The organism is Streptomyces sp. NPDC053513 (genome assembly GCF_044544765.1).
Lineage (GTDB): Bacteria > Actinomycetota > Actinomycetes > Streptomycetales > Streptomycetaceae > Streptomyces > Streptomyces litmocidini.
Genome location: NZ_JBITXP010000001.1, coordinates 560,982 through 587,718 on the forward strand (window position 1 = coordinate 560,982; position 26,737 = coordinate 587,718).

General features: G+C 74.0%; 20 protein-coding genes and 1 pseudogene. 16 read left to right on the forward strand and 5 right to left on the reverse strand.

Going from position 1 to position 26,737, the window contains the following annotated elements:
- Window position 1 precedes the first annotated feature (1 nt).
- The gene (locus tag ACIGW4_RS02335) at window positions 2-985 is read left to right on the forward strand and encodes an ABC transporter ATP-binding protein (protein ID WP_399578184.1); all 984 of its coding nucleotides are present in this window, start codon (window positions 2-4) and stop codon (window positions 983-985) included.
- Window positions 982-1,773, forward strand: coding sequence for an ABC transporter ATP-binding protein (locus ACIGW4_RS02340; RefSeq protein ID WP_260174612.1), 792 nt, complete (start codon window positions 982-984; stop codon window positions 1,771-1,773). The genes ACIGW4_RS02335 and ACIGW4_RS02340 overlap by 4 nt, the downstream gene beginning before the upstream one ends.
- 126 nt (window positions 1,774-1,899) lie before the next feature.
- On the opposite strand, the gene ACIGW4_RS02345 is transcribed toward ACIGW4_RS02340, so the two are convergent.
- Window positions 1,900-3,399 carry a dienelactone hydrolase family protein gene (locus ACIGW4_RS02345; protein ID WP_398706601.1) on the reverse strand — a complete coding sequence of 500 codons (1,500 nt, stop codon included), beginning with the start codon at window positions 3,397-3,399 and terminating at the stop codon, window positions 1,900-1,902.
- A gap of 139 nt (window positions 3,400-3,538) precedes the next feature.
- On the opposite strand from ACIGW4_RS02345, the gene ACIGW4_RS02350 reads away from it, so the two are divergent.
- The 9 genes and pseudogenes from ACIGW4_RS02350 (at window position 3,539) to ACIGW4_RS02390 (ending at window position 13,643) form a co-directional block, all read left to right on the forward strand.
- Window positions 3,539-4,471 carry a MerR family transcriptional regulator gene (locus ACIGW4_RS02350; protein ID WP_398706599.1) on the forward strand — a complete coding sequence of 311 codons (933 nt, stop codon included), beginning with the start codon at window positions 3,539-3,541 and terminating at the stop codon, window positions 4,469-4,471.
- A gap of 167 nt (window positions 4,472-4,638) precedes the next feature.
- Complete coding sequence (locus tag ACIGW4_RS02355) at window positions 4,639-5,406, forward strand: GntR family transcriptional regulator (RefSeq protein WP_123456980.1); 768 nt, start codon at window positions 4,639-4,641, stop codon at window positions 5,404-5,406.
- 41 nt (window positions 5,407-5,447) lie between these two features.
- The gene (locus ACIGW4_RS02360; protein WP_030689518.1) at window positions 5,448-5,675 is read left to right on the forward strand and encodes a ferredoxin family protein; all 228 of its coding nucleotides are present in this window, start codon (window positions 5,448-5,450) and stop codon (window positions 5,673-5,675) included.
- Between the two features lie 14 nt (window positions 5,676-5,689).
- Complete coding sequence (locus tag ACIGW4_RS02365; RefSeq protein ID WP_399577927.1) at window positions 5,690-7,030, forward strand: ABC transporter substrate-binding protein; 1,341 nt, start codon at window positions 5,690-5,692, stop codon at window positions 7,028-7,030.
- Window positions 7,027-7,863: pseudogene (locus ACIGW4_RS02370) on the forward strand (ABC transporter permease); the annotation flags it as partial. The gene ACIGW4_RS02365 and the pseudogene ACIGW4_RS02370, both read left to right, overlap by 4 nt.
- A 236-nt stretch (window positions 7,864-8,099) precedes the next feature.
- Entirely contained in the window at window positions 8,100-8,855 is a 756-nt protein-coding gene (locus ACIGW4_RS02375) for an ABC transporter ATP-binding protein (RefSeq protein ID WP_399577929.1), read from the forward strand.
- A gap of 33 nt (window positions 8,856-8,888) precedes the next feature.
- Window positions 8,889-11,609, forward strand: a complete 2,721-nt coding sequence (locus ACIGW4_RS02380) for a fumarate reductase/succinate dehydrogenase flavoprotein subunit (RefSeq protein ID WP_399578186.1) — start codon at window positions 8,889-8,891, stop codon at window positions 11,607-11,609.
- Between the two features lie 142 nt (window positions 11,610-11,751).
- Window positions 11,752-12,573, forward strand: coding sequence for a VOC family protein (locus ACIGW4_RS02385; RefSeq protein WP_399577932.1), 822 nt, complete (start codon window positions 11,752-11,754; stop codon window positions 12,571-12,573).
- A 113-nt stretch (window positions 12,574-12,686) separates the two neighbouring features.
- Window positions 12,687-13,643 (forward strand): SMP-30/gluconolactonase/LRE family protein, encoded by a 957-nt coding sequence (locus tag ACIGW4_RS02390; RefSeq protein ID WP_359591158.1) that lies wholly within the window; start codon window positions 12,687-12,689, stop codon window positions 13,641-13,643.
- An 18-nt stretch (window positions 13,644-13,661) separates the two neighbouring features.
- On the opposite strand, the gene ACIGW4_RS02395 is transcribed toward ACIGW4_RS02390, so the two are convergent.
- Both ACIGW4_RS02395 and ACIGW4_RS02400 read right to left on the reverse strand, forming a co-directional pair.
- The gene (locus ACIGW4_RS02395; protein WP_399577935.1) at window positions 13,662-14,846 is read right to left on the reverse strand and encodes an amidohydrolase; all 1,185 of its coding nucleotides are present in this window, start codon (window positions 14,844-14,846) and stop codon (window positions 13,662-13,664) included.
- Complete coding sequence (locus ACIGW4_RS02400; protein ID WP_399577937.1) at window positions 14,843-16,288, reverse strand: MFS transporter; 1,446 nt, start codon at window positions 16,286-16,288, stop codon at window positions 14,843-14,845. The genes ACIGW4_RS02395 and ACIGW4_RS02400 overlap by 4 nt, the downstream gene beginning before the upstream one ends.
- A gap of 464 nt (window positions 16,289-16,752) precedes the next feature.
- On the opposite strand from ACIGW4_RS02400, the gene ACIGW4_RS02405 reads away from it, so the two are divergent.
- Complete coding sequence (locus tag ACIGW4_RS02405) at window positions 16,753-17,784, forward strand: Lrp/AsnC family transcriptional regulator (protein WP_398706590.1); 1,032 nt, start codon at window positions 16,753-16,755, stop codon at window positions 17,782-17,784.
- Window positions 17,785-17,991: 207 nt separating this feature from the next.
- Here the strand turns inward: ACIGW4_RS02405 and ACIGW4_RS02410 are convergent, their stop codons facing one another.
- Window positions 17,992-19,461: an MFS transporter gene (locus tag ACIGW4_RS02410; RefSeq protein ID WP_399577941.1), complete on the reverse strand. Its 1,470-nt coding sequence runs from the start codon at window positions 19,459-19,461 to the stop codon at window positions 17,992-17,994.
- 121 nt (window positions 19,462-19,582) lie between these two features.
- On the opposite strand from ACIGW4_RS02410, the gene ACIGW4_RS02415 reads away from it, so the two are divergent.
- Complete coding sequence (locus ACIGW4_RS02415) at window positions 19,583-20,038, forward strand: MarR family winged helix-turn-helix transcriptional regulator (RefSeq protein WP_123457665.1); 456 nt, start codon at window positions 19,583-19,585, stop codon at window positions 20,036-20,038.
- On the opposite strand, the gene ACIGW4_RS02420 is transcribed toward ACIGW4_RS02415, so the two are convergent.
- Window positions 20,035-20,406 (reverse strand): YrdB family protein, encoded by a 372-nt coding sequence (locus ACIGW4_RS02420; protein WP_399577944.1) that lies wholly within the window; start codon window positions 20,404-20,406, stop codon window positions 20,035-20,037. The two genes, ACIGW4_RS02415 and ACIGW4_RS02420, sit on opposite strands and share 4 nt — an antisense overlap.
- 205 nt (window positions 20,407-20,611) lie before the next feature.
- Here ACIGW4_RS02420 and ACIGW4_RS02425 point away from each other — a divergent pair, with 205 nt between their 5' ends.
- From ACIGW4_RS02425 to ACIGW4_RS02435, 3 genes are all read left to right on the forward strand, one after another.
- Window positions 20,612-23,590, forward strand: a complete 2,979-nt coding sequence (locus ACIGW4_RS02425; protein ID WP_399577947.1) for a carbohydrate binding domain-containing protein — start codon at window positions 20,612-20,614, stop codon at window positions 23,588-23,590.
- Between the two features lie 219 nt (window positions 23,591-23,809).
- Window positions 23,810-25,588 carry a S8 family serine peptidase gene (locus tag ACIGW4_RS02430; protein ID WP_359591150.1) on the forward strand — a complete coding sequence of 593 codons (1,779 nt, stop codon included), beginning with the start codon at window positions 23,810-23,812 and terminating at the stop codon, window positions 25,586-25,588.
- Between the two features lie 221 nt (window positions 25,589-25,809).
- Window positions 25,810-26,712: a diiron oxygenase gene (locus tag ACIGW4_RS02435; RefSeq protein WP_123456966.1), complete on the forward strand. Its 903-nt coding sequence runs from the start codon at window positions 25,810-25,812 to the stop codon at window positions 26,710-26,712.
- Window positions 26,713-26,737: the final 25 nt, after the last annotated feature.

Below are 26,737 nucleotides of genomic sequence, written 5' to 3' on the forward strand. Positions count from 1 at the left end.
GATGAAGACGGCCACGCCTTCCCCGGTCCTGGAGATCGAGGGCCTCGGCGTCCGCCTGGCCGACGACCGGGCCGCCCGGCCGATCCTGGACGGGGTGAGCCTGAGCGTGCGGCCCGGGGAGACGGTCGGCCTGGTCGGCGAGTCCGGCTCCGGCAAGTCCGTGGCCTGCCGCAGCGTCCTCGGACTGCTGCCCGCCGGCGCCCGCACCGAAGGGCAGGTCCGGGTCTCGGGGCGGGACGTCCTCGCGATGGACCGCGCGGAACTGACCGCGCTGCGCGCCCGGCGGGTCTCCATGGTCTTCCAGGACCCGCGCGCCTCCGTCAACCCGCTGCGGCGGGTGGGCGACTTCCTCACGGAGGGGCTGCGCGCGGCCGGGACGCCCGCCGCCGAGGCGACCGCCCGCGCCGAGGAACTCCTCGACGCGGTCGGCATCCGCGACCCGCGCGGCGCCCTGCGCCGCCGTCCGCACCAGTTCTCCGGCGGCATGCTCCAGCGGGTCGTCATCGCGGCGGCCCTCGCGAGCGAGCCGGCCCTCCTCGTCGCCGACGAGCCGACGACGGCGCTCGACGTCACCACCCAGGCCGAGATCGTCTCGATCCTGGCCCGGCTGCGGGCCGAGCGGGGCACCGGGATGCTGTTCGTCACCCACGACCTCGAACTGGCCGCCGCCGTCTGCGACCGGGTGTACGTCATGTACGCGGGCCGGATCGTGGAGACCCGGTCCACGGACGAGCTGTTCGACGCGCCGCGCCACCCGTACACGGCGGGCCTGCTGGCCTGCACCCCGCGCATCGAGCCGGGCGCGCCGGCCCCCCGGCCCATCCCGGGCCGCCCCGTCTCCCTCGCGGAGGCGCCGCCCGGCTGCTCCTTCGCCGCGCGCTGCGCCCACGCGGTGCCGCGCTGCGCCGAGGAGACGCCCGCGCTCGTACGCCACGGGGACGGGCTCGCCGCCTGCCACCGCGCCGAAGAAGGGATCACGCTGTGACCGTCGCGCTCAAGGAGGGTCTCGTCGTCGACGGACTGCGCAAGCGGTACGGGGACCACACGGCCGTCGACGGCGTGTCCTTCGCGCTCACGCCCGGCTCCTGCCTCGCCCTCGTCGGGGAGTCCGGCAGCGGCAAGACGACCACGGTCCGGATGCTCGTGGGTCTGGAGCGCCCGGACGGCGGCACGGTCCGCCTCGACGGCCGGGACCGCTCCACGCGGGCCCGGGGCCGGGCCGAACGGCTCGCCAGGGCCCGGGAGATCCAGATGGTCTTCCAGGATCCTTACCTCTCGCTCGATCCCCGGGTGACCGTCGCGGGCTGCCTGGACGAGGTCCTGCGCCTCCACACCGGCCTCGACCGGGACGGGCGCCGGGCGCGGGTCTCCGAGCTCCTCGACCAGGTGGGGCTCGGGGCGCGCGAGGCCTCGGCCCTCCCCCGGGGCCTCTCCGGCGGGCAGCGCCAGCGCGTGGCGATCGCGCGCGCCCTCGCCGTGGAGCCCCGGGTCCTCGTCCTCGACGAGGCGGTCGCCGCGCTCGACGTGTCGATCCAGGCGCAGATCCTCGAACTCCTCGGCGCGATCCGCCGCGAGTCGGGCATCGGCTATCTGTTCGTCACCCACGACCTGGCCGTGGTCCGGCACGTCGCGGACGAGGTCCTGGTGCTGAGGTCCGGCCGGGTCGTGGAGACGGGCCCGGTCGCGCGCGTCCTCGACGCGCCGGAACACCCGTACACCCGGCTCCTGCTCGACTCCGTCCCCCGCCGCGGCCGGCGGCCCGCGGGGCGGTGACGGGCGGGACGCGGCGGCGGGCCCGTCCCCTGTGCGGGCCCGCCGCCACGACCGCCCCGTCCGCCGGACCGGACTCGGGCACCCCGGGGTCGGGCGCGACCGGGCCGCCTCCCGGGCGCGCGCCGGTCAGTCCTCCAGCCGGGCGAGGACCGCGCGCATCGAGCGCTCCAGGACCGCCCGGGACTCGTCGGTGGGATCGACGAGTTCGAAGGCGTGGTGGGCGTGCGGCGCGTCGATGACCTCGACGTCGGCCCCGCGCTTCTCGGCGGCGGCGAGGAACTCCTCGACGGTCGCCGCGAGGACCTCGTGCTCCAGGCCTGCGCGGGTCAGGACGACCGGCGGCCCGTCCGCCGTGCCCACGGTGTCCACCGGTCGGAAGCGGGACTCCACCGTCTCCCAGCCGGGCAGCGGCGCCAGGGCGGGGTAGTTCGCCGCCACGCACCGCAGCCACGGCGGGGGCGCGGCCAGCCAGTCCGCCGCGAGGAGCCCGCCGGTGGAGAAGAACCAGAGCGCGATCCGGTCCCCGTCGACGCGCGGATCGGCGCGGACCCGCTCGACGGCGTCGGCGAGGTCCTGGGCGGCCAGCGGGTAGTCGACGAGGCCGTGCAGCCGGAGGTCCACCGTGACGCCGACGACGCCCGCGCCCGCCGCGTAGCGGCCGTATCCCAGGAAGCACGGCGTGTCCCGCGGGGTGGGCCGCCGGTCGGGTTCGATGGGCCCGCCGTGGACGAAGACGACCGCCGGCCGGGGCCCTTCGGCGTCCGGGAGGTGGAGGTCGGCCCGTCCGAGGCGCTCGCGCGGCCGCTCGGGCACGTCGACGAGGAAGGGCAGGAGGTGGGACGGCAGTTCGTGGCCGTTCTCGGGCGCCGTCACCCGGTGGCCCTCGCCGGCGGCCGCGCGGAGCAGCGCCTCGGCCAGTTCCCCGGGCGCGGAGAGCATCGGCCAGTGGCCGGTGGCGAGTTCGAGGAAGCGGAACCGGTCCTCGGTCAGCACCCGGAACTGGGGCGGCCCGGAGGCCACCGCCATCTCGACCAGGGCGATGCTCTGTCCGTTCGCGGTGCACAGGACGCCGGTGGTCGGCAGGGTGTCCGTGGCGCCGGTCAGGCGGAGCGGCTCGGTGAGCGTGCGGCCCGGCTGGGGCGCGGCCTCGCGCTCCAGGCGCGCGAGGGCGTCGGCGGGGATCCCCTCGACGCTGCCCCACCGCGACCAGGTGCCCGGGGCGGGCGGCGGGACCGCCGCCTCGGGCCGCCCGGCGAGCAGTTCCCGGACCTCGGGGTCGGGTACGGAACGCACGGCGGGCTCGCCGGCCCGCGGGGGTCCCGTGTCCACGGAGACGATCCGGGCGACGCGTCCGGCCCGCCGGTCGGCGGCGCCGAACACCGGGTGCAGGCCGTAGCCGTGGCCGACGAGGACCACCTCGTCGGCCGTGATCCCGTCGAGCAGCCGGACGAGCTCCTCGACGTGGGTCTCCAGGCCGGTGTCGGGACCGGCCCCGGCGCGGCGGTCCCCCGTCCCGGTCAGGGTCACCGGGTACGCCTCCGCCCCCGCCCGCCGCAGCCGGGCGGCGGTCTCCTCCCACACCCAGCCACCGGTGAAGGTGTCCGACACCAGCACGAACGCCGTCATGACCGTCTCCTCGTCACTCCTCGGGGATGTCTCGCGGTCACGTTAGGAACTCCCCCTGCGGGAGATTCAAGTCCGCCGGTCGCACGGCAGAATGGACGGGCCCGGAGATCATCGGATCGGGCTGGAGGAGGTTCGTCCCGTGTCGTCCGACGGTCTGTGGAGCATCGGCGAGCTGGCCGCGCGGGCGGGTGTCACCGTCAAGACCGTGCGGTTCTACTCCGATCGCGGTCTGCTGCCCGAGGCGGCCCGCAGTTCCGGCGGGCACCGCAGGTACGGGGCCGAGGCTCTCGACCGGCTGCGGTTCATCCGGTCGCTGCGCGCCCTCGACCTGCCGGTGCCCGAGGTGGAGCGGGTGCTCAGGGACGAGGGGCCCGACGACGTGCTGGAGGAGGCCGTCGCGGGGCGGTTGCGGGACGTGGGTTCCCAGCTGGTGGCGCTGCGCTGGAAGGAGGCCTCCCTGCGGCTGCTCCAGGAGTGCGCCGCCGGGGAGCGGACGGAGCGGCTGCGGCTGCTCGGCGCGCTGCCCGCCCCTCCGGACACGGACGCCCTGGTCCGGTTCTGGCGGCGGGCCCTGCCGGTGCGGCTGCCGGGGCGGGTGGTGGCCACGGTCCTCGACGCGGTGGTACCGCAGCCGCCGGAGGAACCGGGTCCCGAGCAGGTGCTGGCGTTCGCGCGGCTGCACGCGCTCGTCACCGACCCGCGCCTCGAACGGCCGGAGTTCCGGCCCGCGCCGCCGCTCCCGGACGGCGAGTACCGGCCGGCGGTGCTCTACGAGGGCCTCGCCGAGGCGTACGGGATCGCCTCCGCCGAGGTGCGGGCCGGGCGGGCGCCGCAGGACGGCGGGGCCCTGGACTGTTTCGTCTCCGCCTACGCCCGGGCGCGCGGGGAGGCGGACACGCCGGACTTCCGGCGCCGGCTCGTCGGGCTGCTCGCCCTGGACGACGGCCCGGTGCTCCCCCGGTACTGGAAGCTGGCCGCCGGCCTGTTCGCCCCGGACCAGCCGGTCCTCGGCATGCTGCACCACCACCTCTCGACGGCCCTCCGCGGCCAGGTCCACGGGCCGGCCGCCTGATCCCTCCCACATGGTGGGCAGCCCGCCGTCCACGTGCTGGGCGCCGGGGTGGCGGATCTCGCCGCCTCCCTTCCGTCGCCGCAGGTCAGAGAGGTACGGAGGGGGTGTCAGGTGGCGCAATACTGCGGCAACACCATCGGGGCCGGTCCGCCGCTACGTTCCCTGCCATGCCCGCCGAACCCGCTCCCGCCGCCCGCCCCGTCGCCGCCGCCCGCCGTCGGCGGCTGCGCGCGGACCAGGCGCGGCAGCTCGCCGACCTGCTGCGCCACCAGATCCTCGCGGGCGGCTTCCCCGGCGGCGTCCTCCCCCTGGAGGACGCCATCGCGGCCGACTACCGAACCAGTCGCAACACCGTCCGGCAGGCGCTCGACCTGCTGCGCGGCGAGCAACTGGTCGACCGGCAGCCGGGGGTCGGGACGGTGGTGGTCTGCGAGAAGTACCCGCACGGTCTCGACCGGCTCCAGGGCCTCGCGGAGACCCTGCACGAGCACGGCAGGGTCACCAACGAGATCCGGACCATGGGCCCGGTCGGGGCCCCGGGGCCGGTGGCGCACCGGCTGGGCCTGCCCGAGCACACGGACGTGCTCTGCGTCGAGCGGCTGCGCCGGCTGAACGGACTGCCGCTCTCGCTCGACCTGTCGTACCTCCCGATGGACATCGGGGGCGAACTCCTCGGCTGCGACCTGGAGAACACGGACGTGTTCCGGCTCCTGGAGCAGTTGACCGGCGGGCCGCTCGGGCACGCCGAGATCACCCTGGAGGCCGTCAACGCCGACGCGCACTCCGCCGCCGTCCTCCAGGCGCCGCGCGGTGCCGCCGTCCTGATGCTGGAGCGGCTGACCCGTCTGCCCGACGGGCGGCCGGTGGACCTGGAGTTCATCCGCTTCCGCGGCGACCGCATCACCATGAGCGGCGTGCTCCGCCGCTCCCTCTGACCTCCCCCGCTTCCCCGTACACCCCTTTTCCGGAGACAGCCATGCCTGTGGTCCCCCAGCGCGGTGACGTGCCCGTCACCATCGACGAGTCGAAGTGCATCGACGGCTGCACCCTGTGCGTCGACATGTGTCCGCTCGACTCGCTCGCGATCCGCGAGGAGGACGGCAAGGCCTACATGCACGTGGACGAGTGCTGGTACTGCGGCCCGTGCGCGGCCCGCTGTCCCACCGGCGCGGTGACCGTCAACATGCCCTACCTGCTCCGGTGAAAGGCCGAACTCCCATGCGCACGACAAGACTTGCCCTGACCCTTCCGGTCGCCCTGCTCGTTCCGCTCGCCACCGCCTGCGGCGGCGGGACCGACGACGCGGCGGACGGGAAGACGGTCACGGTGACCGTCGGCTACCAGTCGAAGACCATCAACACCGTCACCGCCGGCACACTGCTGCGCTCCCTGGGCTACTTCGAGGAGGAGCTCGCGTCGCGCGGGAAGAAGGACGGCGTCACCTACCGGGTCGTCTGGCAGGACTACGCGACCGGCGCCCCGATCACCGCCCAGATGACGGCGGGGAAGATCGACATCGGCTCGATGGGCGACTTCCCGCTGCTGATCAACGCGGCGCGCGGCAAGCAGCTCAAGGAGCCGACGCGGCTCGTCGCGGTGACCGGGTACAACCTGCGCGGCGGCCTCAACACCGTTGTCACCGCTCCCGGTTCGCCGCTGCGGACGCTGAAGGACCTCAAGGGCCGCAAGGTGTCCACGAGCGTCGGTTCGGCCGCCGACGGCACGCTCGTCCGGGCCCTGCGGAGGGCCGGGCTCGATCCGGCGAAGGACGTCGACAAGGTCAACCAACAACCGAGCGTGGGTGCTTCGGCCCTGTCGGCGGGCACCGCCGACGCCCTCTCCCAGTTCGTCGCCTGGCCCGGTCTGCTCGCCTTCCAGGGCCGGGCGACGGCGCTGTACGACGGGGCCGAGCTGAACCTGCCGACCTTCCACGGGGTCACCGTCCGCGAGCGGTTCGCCAAGCGGCGGCCGGAGGTCCTCGACGCGTTCCTGCGCGCGCAGCGGCGGGCCACGGACGAGCTGCGCCGCCGTCCGGTGGCGTCGGCCGAGTCGGTCGCGAAGGAGACGGGGCTGCCCGCCGAGGTGGTCTACCTCTACAACGGCGCCCAGGGCATCGCCACCTTCGACCCGGCGCTCCGCCCCGAGCTGGTCGCCGCGCTCAAGGAGGACGTGCCGGTCCTGGCGGAGGCCGGTCTGGTGAAGGACGTCGACGTGGACGCCTTCGTCGACGCGGCCCCGCTGCGACGGGCGGTCCCGGGGGCCTCGTATCCGAAGGCGGGTGCCGCCAGGTCCGAGCTCTGGCTGAAGGGGCAGGAGTCGACCCGTACCTTCGACAGCCCCGGGGCGCTCCTCAAGGCCGTCAAGGGCGCGGCGGTCCGGGCCGCGTACGTGCCGGACGCGGTGACCGGGACGCTCTGGTTCGCGGACCGCGCGGTGTGGGTCCAGGGCGGCGGGCAGTGGCGCGCCTTCGTGACCCGGGAGGGCGCGGAGCGGTACGTCGCGGCACACGCCGGCTCCCGGATCGTCGGGTACGCGGACGCCGTGAGGCTCGCGTCATGAGCTGGGGCCGCCGTCTGGTCCGGATCGCCTCGCCGCTCGCGGCGCTCGGCGTCTGGCAGTTGCTGACCTCCCTGGACGTCAACCTGTGGCTGCGGTTCGAGCAGTTCCCCACGGTCGTCGAGGTGGCCTCCGCGCTCGCCGACCGGATCGGGACCGAGGCGTACTGGCAGGACCTCGGCCACAGTCTGCGCCGGATCGCGCTGGGCTTCCTGCTCGCGGCCGTCCTCGGGGTGGCCGCCGGGACGGCCGTCGCCCGGTCGCGGTGGGCCGCGGACGTCCTGGACCCGCTGGTGGAGGTGGTGCGGCCGGTGCCGGCCATCGCCCTGGTGCCGGTGGCGATCCTGCTGCTGCCCACCAACGAGCAGGGCATCGTCTTCATCACCTGCGCCGCCGCGTTCTTCCCCGTCCTCGTGTCGACCCGGCACGCGGTGCGGGCCCTGGACCCGGCGTGGGAGGAGGCCGTGCTCACCCTGGGCGGCGGCCGGTTCCGGGTGCTGTTCTCGGTGGTCCTGCCGGGCGCCCTGCCGGGTGTCTTCGGCGGTCTCTCGGTGGGCATCGGGGTCGCGTGGATCTGTGTGATCTCGGCGGAGATGATCTCCGGCGAGTACGGGGTGGGCTACCGCACCTGGCAGGACTACACGGTCGTCGACTACCCGGGCGTCTTCGTCGGCATGGCCACCATCGGCGTCCTGGGCCGGCTCACCTCCACGGCGGTCGAGGCCCTCGGCCGCCGGGTCACCGCCTGGCTGCCGAGCGCCGCGGAGGGCGGCACGGCCGGCCCGGACCGTTCGGCCCGTCCGGCGGGCTCCGCGCCGGCGCCCGCGCACCGCACGGACACGGCGGACACGGCGGGGCCCGCGCACCGCGCAGACACGACGGACACGACGACCCCGGCAGTCCCAGCGGACCCGCCGGACCCGACGGACCCGACGGACCCGACGGACCCGACGGTCTCGGAGCGGCCCGCGGGTCCCGGGGCCCTCGCCGGCCCCGCCCCCGACGCCCCGGCGGGCTCCGCCGCCGCCCGTGCCTCCGTCGCCCCGCCCGTACCCGACAAGGAGCCGGTCACATGACCACCGTGAGCCCGCCCGTCACCGCCGTGCCGACCGGCGCGGAACTCGCCCTGCACGGCGTCCGGCTCGGTCACCCGGGCGGTGCCGCCGTGTCCGGCCCCCTCGGGCTGCGGATCGCGCCCGGTGAGCTCCTCACCGTGGTCGGCCCCTCCGGCTGCGGGAAGACGACCCTGCTGCGGACGCTCGCCGGGCTGCTGCCCCCGCTGGAGGGGCGGGTCACCCAGGACGGGGAGCCGGTCCGGCGGCCCGGCGCCGACCGCGCCTTCGTCTTCCAGCACGACGCCCTGCTGCCCTGGCGGTCGGTCCGGGCCAATGTGGAGCTGCCGCTCGCGATCCGCCGCGTCCCGCGCGCCGAGCGGCGCCGCTCGGCCGAGGAGTGGCTGGAGCGGGTCGGACTCGCCGGGCACGCGCACCGGCTGCCGGGCCGGCTGTCCGGCGGGCAGCGGCAGCGCGTCCAGCTGGCCCGGGCGCTGGCCGGGCGGCCCCGCGCGGTCCTGATGGACGAGCCGTTCGGCGCGCTCGACGCGACGACCCGCGCCGGGATGCAGGACCTGCTCGTGGAGATCCTGCGCGGCACCGGCGCGACCGTCGTCTTCGTCACCCACGACGTGGACGAGGCCCTCCACCTCGGCGACCGGGTCCTCCTCTTCGGGTCCGGCGAGGTCCTGGACGTGCCGCACCCGCGCTCGCGGGACGCCCGGGACGCGCCCGTCACGGCGGCGCTGCGCCGTCGCGTCCTCGACTCCCTCTGACAACCCTCCGAAAGGCCCCCCGTGGACATCCCCCTGACCGTCCCCGATCTCGCCGACGCGACCGAGCTCTCCTGCGACGTGCTCGTGATCGGCGGCGGCACCGCCGGCACGATGGCGGCGCTGACCGCCGCCGAGCGCGGGGCGGACGTCCTGCTCCTGGAGAAGGCGCACGTCCGTCACTCCGGCGCCCTGGCCATGGGCATGGACGGCGTCAACAACGCCGTCGTGCCCGGCCGGGCCGAACCCGACGACTACGTCGCCGAGATCACCCGGGCGAACGACGGCCTCGTCGACCAGTCCACCGTCCGCCAGACGGCGACCCGCGGCTTCGCGATGGTCCGGCGCCTGGAGTCGTACGGGGTGAAGTTCGAGAAGGACGAGCACGGGGAGTACGCGGTCCGGCAGGTGCACCGGTCCGGCTCATACGTGCTGCCGATGCCCGAGGGCAAGGACGTGAAGAAGGTCCTCTACCGGCAGCTGCGGCGGCGCGAGATGCGGGAGCGGATCCGGATCGAGAACCGGGTCATGCCGGTCCGGGTGCTCACCCACCCGGACGACGGGCGGGCCGTCGGCGCGGCCGGGTTCCACACCCGCACCGGGGAGTTCGTGATCGTCCGCGCGGGGGCCGTGATCCTGGCCACCGGCCCCTGCGGGCGGCTCGGCCTGCCCGCCTCGGGGTACCTGTACGGGACGTACGAGAACCCGACGAACGCCGGTGACGGCTACGCCATGGCGTACCACGCGGGCGCGGCGCTCACCGGGATCGAGTGCTTCCAGATCAACCCGCTGATCAAGGACTACAACGGGCCGGCCTGCGCCTACGTCGCCAATCCCTTCGGCGGGTACCAGGTGAACCGGCACGGCGAGCGGTTCGTCGAGTCGGACTACTGGTCGGGGCAGATGATGGCCGAGTTCGCGGCCGAACTCGCCTCGGACCGGGGGCCGGTGTACCTGAAGCTGAGCCATCTCCCCGAGGAGACCATCGGCGCCGTGGAGTCGATCCTGCACACCACGGAGCGGCCCACCCGGGGCACCTTCCACGAGAACCGGGGGCACGACTACCGGACCCACGACATCGAGATGCACATCTCGGAGATCGGCCTGTGCGGCGGGCACTCGGCCTCCGGGGTGCGGGTGGACGATCGTGCCCGCACGACCGTGCCCCGGCTGTACGCGGCCGGGGACCTGGCCTCCGTACCGCACAACTACATGATCGGGGCTTTCGTCTTCGGCGACCTGGCGGGCGAGGACGCCTCCCGGTACCGGGCGTACGAGGGCGAGTTGGACCGGGAGCAGCTCGCGGCCGCCCACGAGCTCGTCTACCGGCCGCTGCGGAACCCCGACGGTCCGCCGCAGCCGCAGGTCGAGTACAAGCTGCGCCGGTTCGTCAACGACTACGTGGCGCCGCCGAAGACGGGGGCGAAGCTCTCCCTGGCCGTGGAGGCCTTCGACCGGATGGCGACGGAGATCGCCGGGATGGGCGCGCGGACGGCGCACGAGCTGATGCGGTGCGCGGAGGTGTCGTTCATCCGGGACTGCGCCGAGATGGCGGCGCGGGCCTCGCTGGCCCGGACCGAGTCGCGGTGGGGCCTCTACCACGAGCGGCTCGACCATCCAGAGCGGGACGACACGGGCTGGCTGCACCACCTGGACCTGCGCAAGTCCCCTTCCGGGGCGATGGAGTTCACGGCCCGGCCGGTGGAGCCGTACGTCGTGCCGGTGCCGGAGTTCTCGCCGCCCGGTGGCCCCGAGCGGCTCCTCGGCGAGGTGGATCTCGTGCCGGTGGCCACGGCCGGGGCCCGGGACGCCGCCCCGGCGGCGCCGGCTTCGCGTCCGTCCGCCGCCGAGGCACCGGACGCGGCCGGCGCGCCCGCGCCGCCCCACCCCCGGCTGCTGCGGCTGCTCTCGCTCGTCGAGGACTCCCCCGATCTGGAGGCGTTCGGGCCGTACCTGTCCGACGCCGATCCGGCGGTGCGGGCCGCCGCGGTCACCGCGCTCGGGGAGACCGCGCCGGCCGGGACCGGTCCGGTGCTCGCCGCCCGGCTGCGGGACGAGGCGGCTCCGGTCCGGGCGGCGGCCGCCGCGGCGCTGCGGGAGCTGGTCGAGGTGCTGCCCGCCGGACCGGAACTCGCGGAGGGCCTCCGGGAGGCCCTGGACGTGCCCGATCCGGCCGTGCGGGCGGCCGCGCTCGACGTCCTGCGGGCGCTGCGGCTCGGGGACGCCGGGCTGTACGCGGACGCGCTCGCCGACGCCGCCGTGGAGGTGCGCGTCCAGGCCGTGCGGGCCCTGGTGTCGGTGGACGCGGTCGGGGAGCTCGCGCGGGCCGCGGCGGACCCGGCGCGGGAGGTCCGGGTCGCGGTGGCCCGTGGGCTCGCGGCCGTGCGGAACCCCGCGCCGGAGCCGCTGGCGCCGCTGCTCGACGACTCCGATCCGCTGGTCAGGGGCGCCGCCCTGGCCGCCCTGGCGGGCACCGGCTGCCCGCCGGCGTACGCGGCGGGGGCGGGAGCGGCGCTCGGTGACCGTGCCTGGCAGGTGCGGTCCGGGGCGGCGACCGCGCTCCGGGCGGCGGCGCCCGGTCTCGCCGTCCCGGCGCTCGCGGGGGCGCTCGCCGATCCGAACGCGGACGTGCGCAAGGCCGCCGTCCTGTCGCTCCTCGCCCACCGGGCCGAACCGGCGGCGCGCGCCGCGCTCGCCGGGGCGGCCGACGACGCGGACGCCGACGTCCGCGCGTACGCCTCCCGCGCGGCCCGCTGAGCCGTTCGGGGTACCCGGGGTGGGGTGATCGGCGGCACGTGGGTGAGTGCGCGCTTGCGGGGCAGTCGGGCGGGGAAGGGGCGCACGGACTCAGGACGACGAGGAGGTGGTGCCGGTGTCGGGGCCGACGACCGGGGAGGGGATGGGAGCACCGTGCTGGCTGCATCTGTCCGCACGCGATCTGGAGGCGGCGAAGCGCTTCTACGGGGCGGTGCTCGGGTGGACGTTCCGCCGGGGCGCGCTCGGCGACGACGTGCACGTGGTGGGTGAGCGGGACGGGGTGCCGGTGGCCGGGATCGCGGCGGTGGCCGCCGAGCCGGGGGTGCCGGTGGCCTGGACGGTGTTCTTCTCCGTCGACGACGCCGACGCGGCGGTGGCGCGGATCCGGGAGCGCGGTGGCACGGTCGGCGTGGGGCCGCTGGCGTACCCGCTACGGGGCCGTGCGGCGATCGCGACGGATCTGGAGGGCGCGTTGTTCGGCGTGTGGGAGGGGCGGCTGGTCTCGCGCTGGCACGTCGGCGAGCGGCGGGCCCCGGCCTGGGTGGAGCTGCACACCCGTGACGCGTTCGACGCGGCCGTATTCTACGGCGGGGTGCTCCGCTGGGCGGACGGGAGCCCCGGCTGCTGCGAGGTGTCGTACGAGCACGACCGGGTGGTGCTGCGGCGGGACGGCGAGGCCGTCGCCCGGCTCGACAGCGGTCCGGTCGAATCCGCCTCGCCCCGGCCGCAGTCGAGGCCCCGCTGGCTGGTCCGGTTCCGGGTGCGCGATCTGGCGGCGGCCCGGGAGGCGGTCGTGGCGCACGGCGGGGAGGTGGTGCCGGGGAGCGAGTGGGGCGGCGTGCGGTCGTCGGACGGCGACGAGGAGCGCCGGGTGATGGTCCGGGACCCGGACGGGGCGCTGTTCACGCTGGAGGCGGAGGAGGAAGGGGGGCAGAGGGAGGAGGGGAAGGCCGGGGGCATGTGATCCACAGCTCTCCGTTCGAAATCTCCTTGTGAGGACCGTAGATGATCCTGCAATCTTCGTCTTGCGCAGGATCAGATTCGGCACGCATGGGATTTCAGGAAGGGCAGGGCTCCATGAGCGGCGAGCGCCCCGAGCTGTACGAGATGTTCGACGAGCGGTTCCTCACGGGACGGTGCATGTACGGGGACGACGCGCTGGAAGTCCTCCACACGGGCTGCCGCTGGGCCGAGGGGCCGATCTATCTGCCCGCCTGGCGGCAGCTGATCTGGAGCGACATCCCGAACGACCGGATGCTGCGCTGGGACGAGGAGACGGGTGCCGTCGGCGTCTTCCGCCGCGCGGCCGGGCACACCAACGGCAACACCCTGGACCGTGAGGGCCGGCTGATCTCCTGCGAGCAGGGCAACCGCCGCGTGACGCGCACCGAACACGACGGCACGGTCACCGTGCTGGCGGACCGGTGGCAGGGCAAGCGCCTGAACAGTCCGAACGACGCGGCGGTGAAGTCCGACGGCTCGATCTGGTTCTCCGACCCGGACTTCGGCATCACCAGCGACTACGAGGGCTACGTCGCGGAGAGCGAGATCGGCTCCAACAACGTCTACCGCATCGATCCCGACAGCGGCGAGGTCCGCCTCGTCTCCGACGAGTTCGCCGCGCCCAACGGGCTGGTCTTCTCCCACGACGAGAAGCGGCTGTTCGTCTCCGACACGCGGGCGGGCTTCATCCGGGTCTTCGACGTGCGCGAGGACGGCACGCTGTCCGACGGCAAGGTCTTCGCCGACGCCTCGGCCCGCGAGGAGGCCCGCTTCGACAACCTCCGCTTCGACGCGGACGGCCGCCTCTGGGCCGCCGCGATGAGCGACGGCGTGCACTGCTACGACCCCGACGGCACCCTGATCGGGCGGCTGAACGTCCCGGAGCCCGTCGCCAACATCGCCTGGGGCGGCGCCAAGCGCAACCGCCTCTTCATCGCCGCCCAGACCAGCCTGTACTCGGTCGTCATGAGCGCCACGGGCACCCACCCGACCGGCCCCGGCCACCGGCCCTGGGCGGGGACGGCGGCCTGAGGCACGGCCGGACGGCCGTCAGTCCGCCGCGGCGCGGGCGGCGACGCCGGCGAGGAGCCGCTCGCGCTGGGCCGGGTCGGTCGCCAGGTCGAGGGCGGTCCACGCCATGGCGAGGCCGCCGTCGAGGACGGCACGGTCGGCGGCGGCCGTGGTGCCGTACCGGGTGAAGTCCGGGTGGTGCATGATCGTGTCGCCGCAGTCGTACCCGATGGACGGGTGGATCGTCGGGACGAGGTGCGAGACGTTCCCCATGTCGGTCGAACCGCCCCGCAGGCCGGGATCGTGGGGAAGGACGGTCCGGCCGAGGGCCTCGGCGGCGGCCCGGTAGCTCCGGCCCATGGCGAGGTCGTGGCGGAGGTCGGCGTAGTCGTTGCCGACGGTCTCCAGGAGGAGCTCGGCGCCGGTGGCGAGGGCCCCGGCCTCGAAGCAGGCCCGCACCCGGGCCCGGAGCTCGGCGAGCTCCTCGCTGGTGCCCGCGCGGACGTCGTACGTCGCGGTGGCGCGGTCGGGAATGACGTTCGCCGCGTCGCCGGCCGAGGTGACGACGCCGGAGACGACGGCTCCGGGGACCATCTGCTGGCGGTGGGCCGCGATCGCGACCTGGGCGATCATCATCGCGTCGGCGGCGTTGACGCCCCGGTGCGGCATCGCGGCGGCGTGCGCGGGGACTCCGGTGTACGCGACGGAGAGGCTGCTGATGGCGAGGGTGTTCAGGCCCACGGCGTCCTGCGGCGCCGCGTGCACCATCATGGCGGCCGCCACGTCGTCGAAGGCCCCGGCGCGGAGCATGTCGACCTTGCCGCCGCCGGACTCCTCGGCGGGGGTGCCGAGGAGCGCGACGGTGAGGCCGAGGTCGTCGGCGAGCGGCGCCAGGGCGAGGGCGGCGGCGACCGAGGCCGAGCCGTTGACGTTGTGGCCGCAGGCGTGGCCGATGCCGGGGAGCGCGTCGTACTCCGCGCAGATCGCGACGACCAGGTCGCCGGAGCCGGCGGTGGCGCGGAAGGCGGTGGGCAGCCCGTACGCCTCGCGGGTCACGTCGAAGCCGGCGCGCTCGACGAGGTCGGTGATGCGGCGGGCCGCGCGGTGTTCCTCGTAGGCGAGTTCGGGGTCGGCGTGCAGGGCGTGGCTGAGCCCGAGGACCGTGTCCTGGTGGCGGGTCAGGGCGGCCCGGATGTGGTCGTGGGCCTTGGTCGTGGTCGTCATCGGAGGTCCTTGGGCGGGGTGCGGTAGAGGAGGGCGGCGGCGCCGCCGGCCAGGGAGATCACGGCGCACAGCACCCAGGAGGTGGTGTAGGCGTCGAGGTCGGGCAGGACGCGGCCGGCGGGGGTGTGCCCGGCGAAGACGGTGAGGACCGCGGCGGCGCCGAGCGAGCCGCCGACGTTGATGATCAGCTCGTTGATGCCGGAGCCGACGGACGTCCGGTCGTGGGGGACGGACTCGACGGCGAGGGTGCGCGTGGAGTGCTGGAGGAAGCCGTTGCCGAGCCCGGCGAGAGCCGTGCCGAGGAGGAAGAGCGGCGCCGAGGAGTGCAGGGCGAGGACGGCGCCGTATCCGACGGCCATGAGGGCGGAGCCGGTGACCAGGGTGATCCGGTCGGTGACGCGGGCGGCCACGGCGGGGGCGGCGAGCGCGCCGAGGGCCATCGCGAGGAGGTTGGGGAGCATGCCCAGGCCGATGACGGCGGGCCCGTAGCCGAAGCCGTACCCGGTCTCGTCGGGGCTCGTGCCGAGGAAGACCGGGTGGGCGACCTGGAGCCCGAGCATGCAGAAGCTGAAGGAGAGCGTCACGACGGAGACCACGACCACGTTGCGCCGGGCGAACATCCGGACGTCGATCATGGGCTCGGCGGTGCGGAGCTCCACGAGCACCCACAGGGCGGTGACGAGCACGCCGCCGATCAGGGTGGCGAGCGTCCGTGCGGAGGTCCACTCCCAGCCGGGGGTGCCGCCGAGGCCGAGGGCGAGCATCAGGGCGACGAGACCGACGCAGAGCAGCACCGCCCCGGTCCAGTCGACGGAGCCGCCGGGGCGGTCCTCGGACTCGGGGAGCAGGGGCCAGGTCACGAGCAGCGCGAGGGCCACGCCGGCGGCGGGCACCCAGAGGGCGGCGGTGGGGCTGTCGACGGTGGCGGCGACGAAGCCGCTGGCCAGCAGGCCGAGGGAGAGGCCGCCGATCAGCGCGGCCACCATGCGGCTGATGCCGCGGCGGCTCTCGGCGTCGCCGCCGTCGGGACGGTTGCGGAGGACGCCGACGAGGAGCGGGAAGAACCCGGCGATGGCGCCCTGGAGGATCTGGCCGGCGAGCAGCACCGGGAAGGAGCGGCTCAGCCCGACGAGGACCGAGCCGGCGAGGACGATCGCGAGGTTCCAGCGCAGCAGCCGGCGGTGGCCGTGGAGGTCGCCCATGCGGGCGAGGACCGGGGTGAACGCGACGCTCGCGAGCAGGTTCGCGATGCTGATCCAGTTCAGGTCGGCCGCGGTGACCTTCAGGGTGTCGGTGAGGCCTTTGAGCAGCGGCGAGAGGAAGCCCTGGGTGATGCCGCTGGAGAGCTCGACGAGTGCGACCGAGGCGATGACCGCGCCGGCGGGCACGGGGCGCACGGCTCTTCTTCGTACGGGGGCGGTGCGGGTACCGGCGTCCGTCATACGTACTACCTCTTCGGGAGGGCCGCGTGGGCTCGATGGGGAGGGGGGCCGCCCGGCGGGTGGGGCGCGGGGGCGGAAGATGCACCACAATGTGGCGAGCGGACGGCACTTCGGGCAAGAGTCGACGGTCAAGACGGCCGATTGCGGCGACAGGCGGGCTTCCCGTGGCGGATTCGGGCACACCGAGAACGCCCGGGCCGCCTTCGGGCGGGCCCGGGACGCCTCCCGGCGGGACCCGGGGCCTTCGGGCGGGCGCGGGGCACCCTCCGGCGGAGCCCGGGGCCTTCCGGCGGAGCCCCGGGACGTCTCCGGCGGGCGCGGGACGCCTCCGGCTGGCCCTGAGGCGCCTCCGGGTGGCCTCGAAGCACCTCCTGGCAGGCCCGCGGGGTGCCTTCCGGCAGGCGCGCGGGGCGCCCTTCCGGCCGGTGTGCGGGCGTGCGACCGGGAAGAGGAGAGGGAGCGGAATGGTGGCGGAGCGAGGTCCATGGCACGGCGGTGGCGCCCGGAGCGGCGGGGCCGGTGGTTCCGGCCCGGCCGGCGACCTGGACGCGCTGGACCACGGAATCCTGAAGGTCCTGCACCGCGACCCCCGCGCGCCGTTCGCCGAGGTGGCGGCGGCCGTCGGCGCGCACGAGCGGACCGTCGCGCGCCGCCTGGAGCGGATGACCGCCGACGGGCGGGTGGCGTTCGTGGCGGCGCTGATCCCCGAGTACCAGTACGAGGGGGTGACGGCGGAGATCGCCGTACGGTGCGCGCCGGGCCGCGTCCACGAGGTGGCGCTGACGCTCGCCGCCCTGGACGAGACGCGCTCGGTGGAGGTCGCCACGGGGGCGCTCGACGTGTTCGTCGAGCTCCAGGCGGCCGGTCACGACGCGCTGCTCACCCTGGTGGACACGGTGATCGGCCGGCTCGACGGGGTCGTGGACATCCACTCCGCGGTGGTGCTCCGGCTGCTGCTCACGGCCAGCGACTGGGCACCGTACGACGACGAGCCGACGGACGTGCGGCGGCACGCGATGGAGGGCACCCCGCTCCCGGAGCCGCCGGTCGTGGACGGGCTCGACCGGCGGCTCGTCGAGCTGCTCCGGCGCGACGCCCGCATGTCGACGACCCGGCTCGCCCGGGGGCTGAGCGTCGGCGAGACGACGGCCCGGCGGCGCCTGGCCCGGCTGACGGCCTCGCACGTGCTGCACCTGCGGCTGCACGCCGACCCGGCGGTCCTGGGCTATCCGGTGGAGGCGCGGTTCCGGCTGGGGGTGCCGCACCGGGAGCTCGACCCGGCGATCCGCCTGCTCGCGCGGGAGTCGGCGGTGCGACACCTGGTGGTGACGAGCGGCGGGACGAGCCTGCTCGGGTACTCCAGCCACCGGGACACCCGCGACTTCCAGGAGTTCACGACCCGGGTCTTCGCCCGCCTGGAGGGCGTGACGTCGACGGAGACGGCGCTGCTGATGCGCACGTACAAGAGAGCGGGTTTCAGGGCGGTCGGGGGCTGAGGGGAGCGGCAGGGCGGCGCACCGGGGGCACCTGGATCCGCGCCCCGCCGCCTGTGGCGAGGGCCCCGCCGGGTGGCGCGTGTCCGTGGCCGGCGGGGCCCTCGCGGGGCGGCGGGCGCCCTGCGCGGGCCGCCCGCCGGTCGGGGGTGCGCCGCCGCGGGCCGTCCCCACGTGCTCCGCGGCGGCGCGCCCCGGTCCGCGCCGCCGTCAGGCGGCCGTGGCCCGCGGGGCGGGGCGCGGGCCGGTTCCGGGCTCGGCGTCCCGGTCGTCGCCGGCGGCCGGCGCGGCAAGCCTCGCGGGGATCAGCGCGGCGACGACCGCCGCCACGAGGCCGACGCCGCAGCCGATCAGCATCGCGACCCGGAAGCCGTCCTCGGAGGGCAGCACGTGACCGCCGAGGGTGGTGGTCAGCTGGGCGAGGACGACGCCGATGACGGCGGCCGAGACGGAGGTGCCGATGGAGCGCATCAGCGTGTTGAAGCTGTTGGCGGAGGCGGTCTCCTCCTGCGGCACCGCGCCCATGATGAGCGCCGGCATGGCCCCGTAGGCGAGCCCGACGCCGGTGTTGCAGATGAGGGTCACGGTGAGCAGGCCCCAGGTGGAACCCATCAGGGCGAGGGAGGAGCCGTACCCGGCGGAGATGACGAGCGCGCCGACCGAGAGCGTGACCTTGGGGCCGCGGGCGGCGGAGAGCTTGGCGCCGAGGGGCGCCAGGATCATCATCATGAGGCCCGCCGGGGCCATCCAGAGCCCCATGGCCATCATCGACTGGCCGAGGCCGTACCCGGTCGCCTCGGGCAGCTGGAACAGCTGGGGGACGACCAGCGACTGCGCGTACATGGCGAAGCCGACGAGGACCGACGCCGCGTTGGTCATCAGGACGACCGGGCGGGCGGTGACGCGCAGGTCGACGAGCGGGTCGGCGGTACGCAGCTCCCAGGCGCCCCAGGCGAGCAGGACGACGACCGCGACGGCGAACAGGCCGAGGGTGGTGCCGCTCCCCCAGCCCCAGGTCGCGCCCTTGGAGACGGCGAGCAGCAGGGCGACGAGCCCGACGCCGAGGCCGAGGGCGCCCGGCAGGTCGAAGCGGCCGGGGGCCGCGGCGCGCCGTCCGGCGGGGACGACGCGCCAGATCAGGGCGCCGACCAGGGCGCTCAGTCCGGCGGCGACCCAGAAGAGCACGCGCCAGCTGGCGTTCTCGGCGACGGCGGCGGAGAAGGGCAGGCCGAGGGCGCCGCCGACGCCCATGGAGGCGCTCATCAGGGCGATGGAGCCGCCGAGCCTCTCGGGCGGCAGGATGTCGCGGAGCAGGCTGATCCCGAGGGGGACGACGCCCATGCCGAGGCCCTGGAGTCCGCGTCCGACGATCATGGGGACGACGGAGGAGGCGAGCGCGCAGACGACCGAGCCGGCGACGAGCGGGATCACGGAGGCGAGCAGGACGCGCCGCTTGCCGAGGGTGTCGCCGAGCCGGCCGGCCACGGGGGTTGCCACGGCTCCGGCGAGGAGGGTGGCGGTGATCACCCAGGAGGCGTCGGAGGCGGTGGTGCCGAGCAGCCCGGGGAGGTCGCTGATGAGGGGCACCACCAGGGTCTGCATGAGCGCGGCGACGATGCCGGCCAGGGCGAGGACGCCGACGACGCCGCCGGGGCGGGCCTCGGGCTTGGAGCCGTCCACGGGTTCTCCCTCGTGCTTTCTTCGGTTTTCGGGATCAGTTATATGCATCATGCACATCAATTGCTGCATACACAAGCTGTGCATGATGCACATCTTCTCGGGACAGGGGAGAATGGCCCTCATGGACAAGCCCACCCACCTGGTCGAGTTCGAGAGCATGCTGCTGGGACGGCACGCCCACCTGTACGGGCCCCGCTCACGAGCGGCCGGCGGCCACCTCGACCGCAGCGCGTACGTCCTCCTCACCCGCATCCGGATGCACGGGCCGATGTCCATCGGACAGCTCAGCGAGGCCTTCGGCCTCGACGCCTCCACCCTCAACCGGCAGACCGCCGCGATGCTGCGCGCCGGGGTCGTGGAGCGCATCCCGGACCCGGAGGGCGGCATCGCCCGCAAGTTCCGCATCACAGAGGAGGGCGAGCGCCGCCTGGACGCCGACCGGGCCTCGAACGTGGAGGGCCTGGAGCGGGTGCTGGAGGAGTGGTCCCCCGAGGACGTGGCCCGCTTCGCCGCCTACCTCGAACGCTTTAACCGGGACATCGAGCGGCTCGAAGGCCGCCCCTGGCCGCGTCCCTAGGGGGTCTCTTGCCGCATCGCGGCCCGCCGGTCCGCTGTCCCCAAGGCGGTGTTGACGAGCGCCACGGCGGCGAAGGAGAGGGCCCACACCGGCCGGTCGAGGGCCTGGAGCGCGGCCGCCGCCGCGCCGAACACCAGGGCCTTCACGAGCAGAACTCCCGGGAGCGGCACCGGGATCCGCGCCCTGGGGGCGGCGAACAGCCCCCACACCACGGCCGCGACGGCGGGCGCGGCGACCGCGAGCAGCAGCCGGAGCGCCGCGTTCTCCGCGCTCTCCCACCCCCACCGGGCCAGTACGGCCAGGGCGGCGAGTTCGAGCAGGAACGCCAGCCCCTCGTTCAGCACGTGCAGGGGCGCGGGCAGCTTCATCGGAACCTCTCGGCGTCGATCACACGGGCGACCGCGCCGAGCGTAGGCGCCACTTCGGTCAGAAGTCTTTACCCGCGGGTCCCGGCGGCGGTAACTTCCCGCCGACGCAATGAGTTTCAGAAACTTTCCGACTGTATTTCCAACGGTGCCGATCCCCGCTCCTCCCACCGGCCCGTACGGAACGCGCCTCCGTCTGGAGAATCCGATGAGCCGCATCCGCCTCCCGCTGCCGGCGCGCCCGGTGGCCGTCCTGGCCGTGGCCGCCGGCCTGCTCGGCCTGCTCGCCGCCCCGCCCGACACCCCCGCGCCCCGCACCGTCCCCGCCGCGGCCGTCGCGGAGAACACCGTGACGGTCCACTACTGGACCAGGACGAAGAACTGGGCCGCCCACCACCTGCACTACGCCCCCGACGGCGGCTCCTGGACCACGGTGCCCGGCGTCGCCATGGAACCCGCCTGTACGGACTGGGTGAAGAAGACCGTCAGCCTCGGCACCGCCGCCGGGCTCCAGGCCGCCTTCAACGACGGCAGCGGCACCTGGGACAACAACGGCGGCGCGAACTATGCCCTGGGGACCGGGAACATCACTGTCAAGGACGGGGTCGTCGCGCACTCCGACCCCTGCGCGGACACCACGCCCGCGCCCGCCGCGAAGGCGACGGTCTACTACTCCACCGAGACGCTCGGCTGGTCCACCGCCAACATCCACTACCAGCCCGCGGGCGGCGCCTGGACCGCCGTCCCCGGCGTCGGCATGCAGGCCGCCTGCACCGGCTGGTGGAAGCGGGAGATCGACCTCGGGACGGCCGCCTCCCTCAAGGCCGCCTTCAACAACGGCAACGGCACCTGGGACAACAACGGCGGCGCCGACTACGCCCTCGGCGCGGGCGTCTCCACGGTCCGGAACCGGGTGGTGACGCCGAACGCGGCCGACCCCTGCGCCGCCACCCCGCCCGACACCCGCGCCCCGACGGCCCCGACCCGGGTGACCGCCGCCGCCGACGGCGTCTCCGTACTGCTCGCCTGGGACCCCTCGACCGACGACCGCGGCGTCACCACGTACCAGGTCACCCGGACCGGCGGCAGCGGCGGCACGGTCGTGACCGACGTCGGCTCCACCGTGCACTCCGACACCGGCCTCGCCGAACGGACCACGTACACCTACACGGTGAGGGCCGTGGACGCCGCCGGGAACGTCTCCGCCGCCTCCGCCGCCGCGACCGCCACCACCGGCGACAGGCCGGCCACGCCCGCGACCGGCAAGCCGCTCGGCACCGACCCGCGCAAGGACCCGATCTACTTCGTCCTCACCGCCCGGTTCAACGACGGCGACCCGTCCAACAACCGGGGCGGCAGCCAGCACGTGAAATCGGGCAACGCGGCGAACGGCGACCCCATGTTCCGGGGCGACTTCAAGGGCCTCATCCAGAAGCTGGACTACGTCAAGGGCCTCGGGTTCTCGGCGATCTGGGTCACCCCCGTGGTCCTCAACCGCTCGGACTACGACTACCACGGCTACCACGGCTGGGACTTCTACCGGGTCGACCCGCGCCTGGAGTCCGCCGGTGCCTCCTACCAGGACCTCATCGACGCCGCGCACGCCAAGGGCATGAAGATCTACCAGGACGTCGTCTACAACCACTCCTCCCGCTGGGGCGCCAAGGGCCTCTTCGTCCCGACCGTCTACGGCGTGCGGGACAGCCAGTGGAGCTGGTACTACGACGAGAGGCAGCCCGGCTTCGAGTACGACGGCCTGACCATCGACGCGAAGACCGGCAAGTCGTACTACAACGGCGACCTGTGGTCGACGGCCGAGCCCGCCGGGAACACCTGCGTGAACTGGGGGAAGCCGACCGGCGGGAAGAGCGCCGAGGGCTACACGGTCTACAACTGCCAGTGGCCGAGCCCCACCTCGGGCATGTTCCCGAAGGAGCTCTACCACCAGTGCTGGATCGGCAACTGGGAGGGCGAGGACTCGCGTTCCTGCTGGCTGCACGAGGACCTGGCGGACCTGAACACCGAGAACCCGGCCGTCCAGAACTACCTGATCGGCGCCTACGCCAAGTACATCGACATGGGCGTCGACGGATTCCGCGTGGACACGGCCGTGCACATCCCGCGCACCACCTGGAACCGCCGCTTCCTGCCCGCCGTCCAGGAGCGGGTCGCCCAGCGTCACGGGGCCGAGGCCGCGCAGAACTTCTTCGTCTTCGGCGAGGTCGCGGCCTTCGTCAACGACAAGTGGAACCGCGGCTCGGTGAACCACTCGGCGCAGTTCTACACCTGGAAGGAGCGGAAGGAGTACGACCCCGACGACGCCGAGGCGGCGCTGGAGATGTACGACTACGAGCAGCAGCAGGGCACCGGCAACCAGCCCACGTCCACGAACGCCTTCCTGAACGGGAACAGCTACCACGCCCCCGACCACAGCCGCTTCTCCGGCATGAACGTCATCGACATGCGCATGCACATGAACTTCGGCGACGCGCAGAACGCCTTCTCCAACGGCAAGGACTCGGACGACAGTTACAACGACGCCACTTACAACGTCGTCTACGTCGACAGCCACGACTACGGCCCGAACAAGTCCTCCGAGCGGTACGCGGGCGGCACCGACGCCTGGGCCGAGAACATGTCCCTGATGTGGACCTTCCGCGGCATCCCCACGCTCTACTACGGCTCGGAGATCGAGTTCCAGAAGGGGAAGAAGATCGACTGCGGGCCGACCTGTCCGCTGTCGACCACCGGCCGCGCCTACTACGGCGACCACCTCGCCGGCTCCGTCACGGCCTCCGACTTCTCCCAGGTCTCCTCGGCCTCCGGCGCCGTCGCGACCACGCTCCAGCAGCCCCTGGTCCGGCACGTGCAGCGGCTCAACCAGATCCGGCGGGCGATCCCCGCGCTGCAGACGGGCCAGTACTCCACCGAGGGCGTCTCGGGCGGCATGGCGTTCAAGCGCCGCTACACGAGCGGCTCGACGGACAGCTTCGCGCTCGTCACGGTCTCGGGCGGCGCCACCTTCTCCGGCGTCCCGAACGGCACGTACACCGACGCGGTCACCGGCGACGTCCGCACCGTCACGAACGGCACCCTCCCGGTCGCCGCGCCCGGCAAGGGCAACCTCCGGGTGTACGTCCTGAACGGCCCCGGCAGGATCGGCACGGCCGGCCCGTACCTGAGGTAGCAAGACCCGGCGAGGGGGCGAAGGACGGGAAAATCGCCCCCTTGTCGCCATGCTCAAGTCAAGATTCTGTTACACGAACGGGCTTGTCGGACAGAAGGCTTCCTTCCGCCCCGTTTGTCTGCGATCTTGCGTCCACCCCACACATCACAGGGCCCGGTCGGCGCCATCCGCTCCACCGGGTCATCGGAGGACGCATTGTTTTCCCACATATCCGGCCGGATGAGACTCTCGGCCCTCGCGCTCGGCACGACCCTGGCGCTCGGCACGACCGCCGGCCTCGCGCAGGCCGCCCCGCTGGACAACGAGCCCCTCGGGTCCCGCGCGGCCGGCCCCGCCGCCGCCCCCGCGATCGCCGCGGCGCCCGCCGCCTGGGCCGCCGGCACCCGTGCCTACCTGGTCATCACGACCCCGGGTGACACCACCGCCGTCCGTGCCGCCGTCGCGAGCAACGGCGGTTCGGTCTTCGCCTCGTACGACGCGATCGGCGTGATCGTCGCGCACTCGACCTCCGCCTCCTTCGCCGCCACGATGCGCGGCGTCTCCGGCGTCCAGAAGGTCGGCGCGACCCGTACCTCCGACGTCCCCGCCGACGCCTACAACCCGGCGCTCCCGGCCAACCCGGCGCAGGCCGCCGCCCCCACGACGGAGCCGGTCCGCTCGGACATGACCCAGATCAAGGCCGACCAGGCCTGGGCCGTCAACCCGGGCTCCGCCACGGTCAAGGTCGGCATCCTGGACACCGGCGTGGACGACCAGCACCAGGACCTGGCGCCGAACTTCAACGCCGCCGACTCGGTCTCCTGCGCGTACGGCAAGCCGGACACCCGCGCCGGCGCCTGGCGCGACGTCGACGAGCACGGCACCCACGTGGCCGGCACGATCGCGGCCGCCAAGAACGGCAAGGGCGCCATCGGCGTCGCGCCGGGCGTGAAGATCTCCTCGGTGCGCGTCGCCGAGCCCGGCACCACGCTGTTCTTCGCCGAGAACACCGTCTGCGGCCTGGTGTGGGCCGGTGACCACGGCTTCAAGGTCACCAACAACAGCTACTACACCGACCCGTGGCAGTTCAACTGCCCGAACGACCTCGACCAGGCGGCCATCCTGGAGGGCGTGGGCCGCGCCCAGGCGTACGCCGAGAGCAAGGGCTCCCTCCAGGTCGCGGCGGCCGGCAACTCCAACGTCGACCTGGCCAACAAGACCACCGACTCGACGAGCCCGAACGACTCGACGCCGGTGAACCGGACCCTCACCAACGACTGCCTCGACATCCCGGCCGAGCTGCCGGGCGTCGTCACCGTCGCGGCGAACGGCACCAGCGGCACCTCCAAGGCCTCGTTCTCCAACTACGGCCGTGACATCATCGAGGTCTCGGCCCCCGGCGAGTCCGTCTACAGCACCGTCCCCGGCGGCAAGTACGCCTCGCTGAGCGGCACTTCGATGGCCTCCCCGCACGTGGCGGGCGTGGCCGCGCTGCTGGCCAGCGCCAACCCGGCGTACACCCCGGCGGACATCCGCGCGAAGCTCGGCGAGCAGGCCACCGACCTGGCCTGCCCGGCCGACGCCCGCTGCACCGGCACCACGGCGAAGAACAGCTTCTTCGGCGAGGGCCGGGTGGACGCGCTGAAGGCCGTCGGCGGCTCGACCCCGCCGCCGGCCGGGAAGTACTTCGAGAACCTCACGGACTACGCGATCGCGGACAACTCCACGGTCGAGAGCCCCCTCACGGTCAGCGGCGTCACCGGCAACGCGCCGGCGACCCTCAAGGTGGGCGTGGACATCAAACACACCTACATCGGTGACCTCAAGGTCGACCTGATCGCCCCCGACGGCTCGGTCTACAACCTGCACAACCGGACCGGCAGCGGCACCGACAACATCGTCCAGACGTACACCGTCAACGCCTCCTCCGAGGTGGCGAACGGCGTCTGGAAGCTCCGCGTCAGCGACAACGCGAGCGCGGACACGGGCCGGATCGACGCCTGGAACCTGACCTTCTAGGACACAACCGGATCTTCCCGTACATACCGACCCGGGAACGGGGCCGGAGCCGCGAGGGTTCCGGCCCCGTTCGCGTACCCGCGGTAACTCCCAGGGAAAGAAAGTCCGCACCGAGGGGTAGGCCTCCCCCGGGCCCTTGCTATACGTTCCGTCTAACAAGCTTGCTAGACGCGACGTCTAACAAGAGTCCGAGCCGCCGAGCGACCCCGAGGAGCCGCACCATGGCCAGCAGCACCGCCCGTCCCGACAACGAAGACCACGACGTCGCCGCGCGGCTGCTCCTGTCGGCCGCGAAGCTCTCCTACGACCCCGCCGCCGAGGTCGACTGGGACACCCCCCTCGACAAGGACTTCCACGGCCAGAGCCCGGAATGGAACAGCCTCTACGGGACCGCCTACTGGAACGAGATGACCGAGGAGCAGCGCAAGGAGCTGACCCGCCAGGAGTCCGCCTCGGTGGCCAGCACCGGCATCTGGTTCGAGATGATCCTCCAGCAGATGGTGCTGCGCGACATGTACGCCAAGGACCCCACCGATCCCCGGTTCCAGTGGGCCCTCACCGAGATCGCCGACGAGTGCCGCCACTCCATCATGTTCGCCCGGGGCGCCCAGAAGCTCGGCGCCCCCGCCTACCGGCCCAGGCGGGCGGTGCTCGAACTCGGCAGGGCCTTCAAGACCGTCGGCTTCGGCGAGGCCGCCTACGCCGGCATCCTCGTCGCCGAGGAGGTCCTCGACGTCATGCAGCGCGACTGGATGCGCGACGAGCGGGTCGTCCCCTTCGTCCGCACGATCAACAACATCCACGTCGTCGAGGAGTCCCGGCACATGAAGTTCGCCCGGGACGAGACGCGCCGCCGCCTGGCCCGTGCCGGCCGGGCCCGCCGCAACTTCCACGCCCTGGTCGTCGCCATCGCCGCGTACTACATCGTCACCAGCCTGGTCAGCCCCGACGTCTACGCGAAGGCCGGCCTCGACCCGGTGCGCGCCCGGCGCGAGGCCGCCGCCAACGAGCACTACAAGGCGCAGATGCGCGCCAGTTGCGCCGGCCTCATGGAGTTCCTGGCCTCGGCCCGCCTGCTGACCCGGCCCGCGCTCTTCTTCTACAAGCGCGCGAACCTCATCTGACCCCCTCCCCCGGATCCGAGCTGAG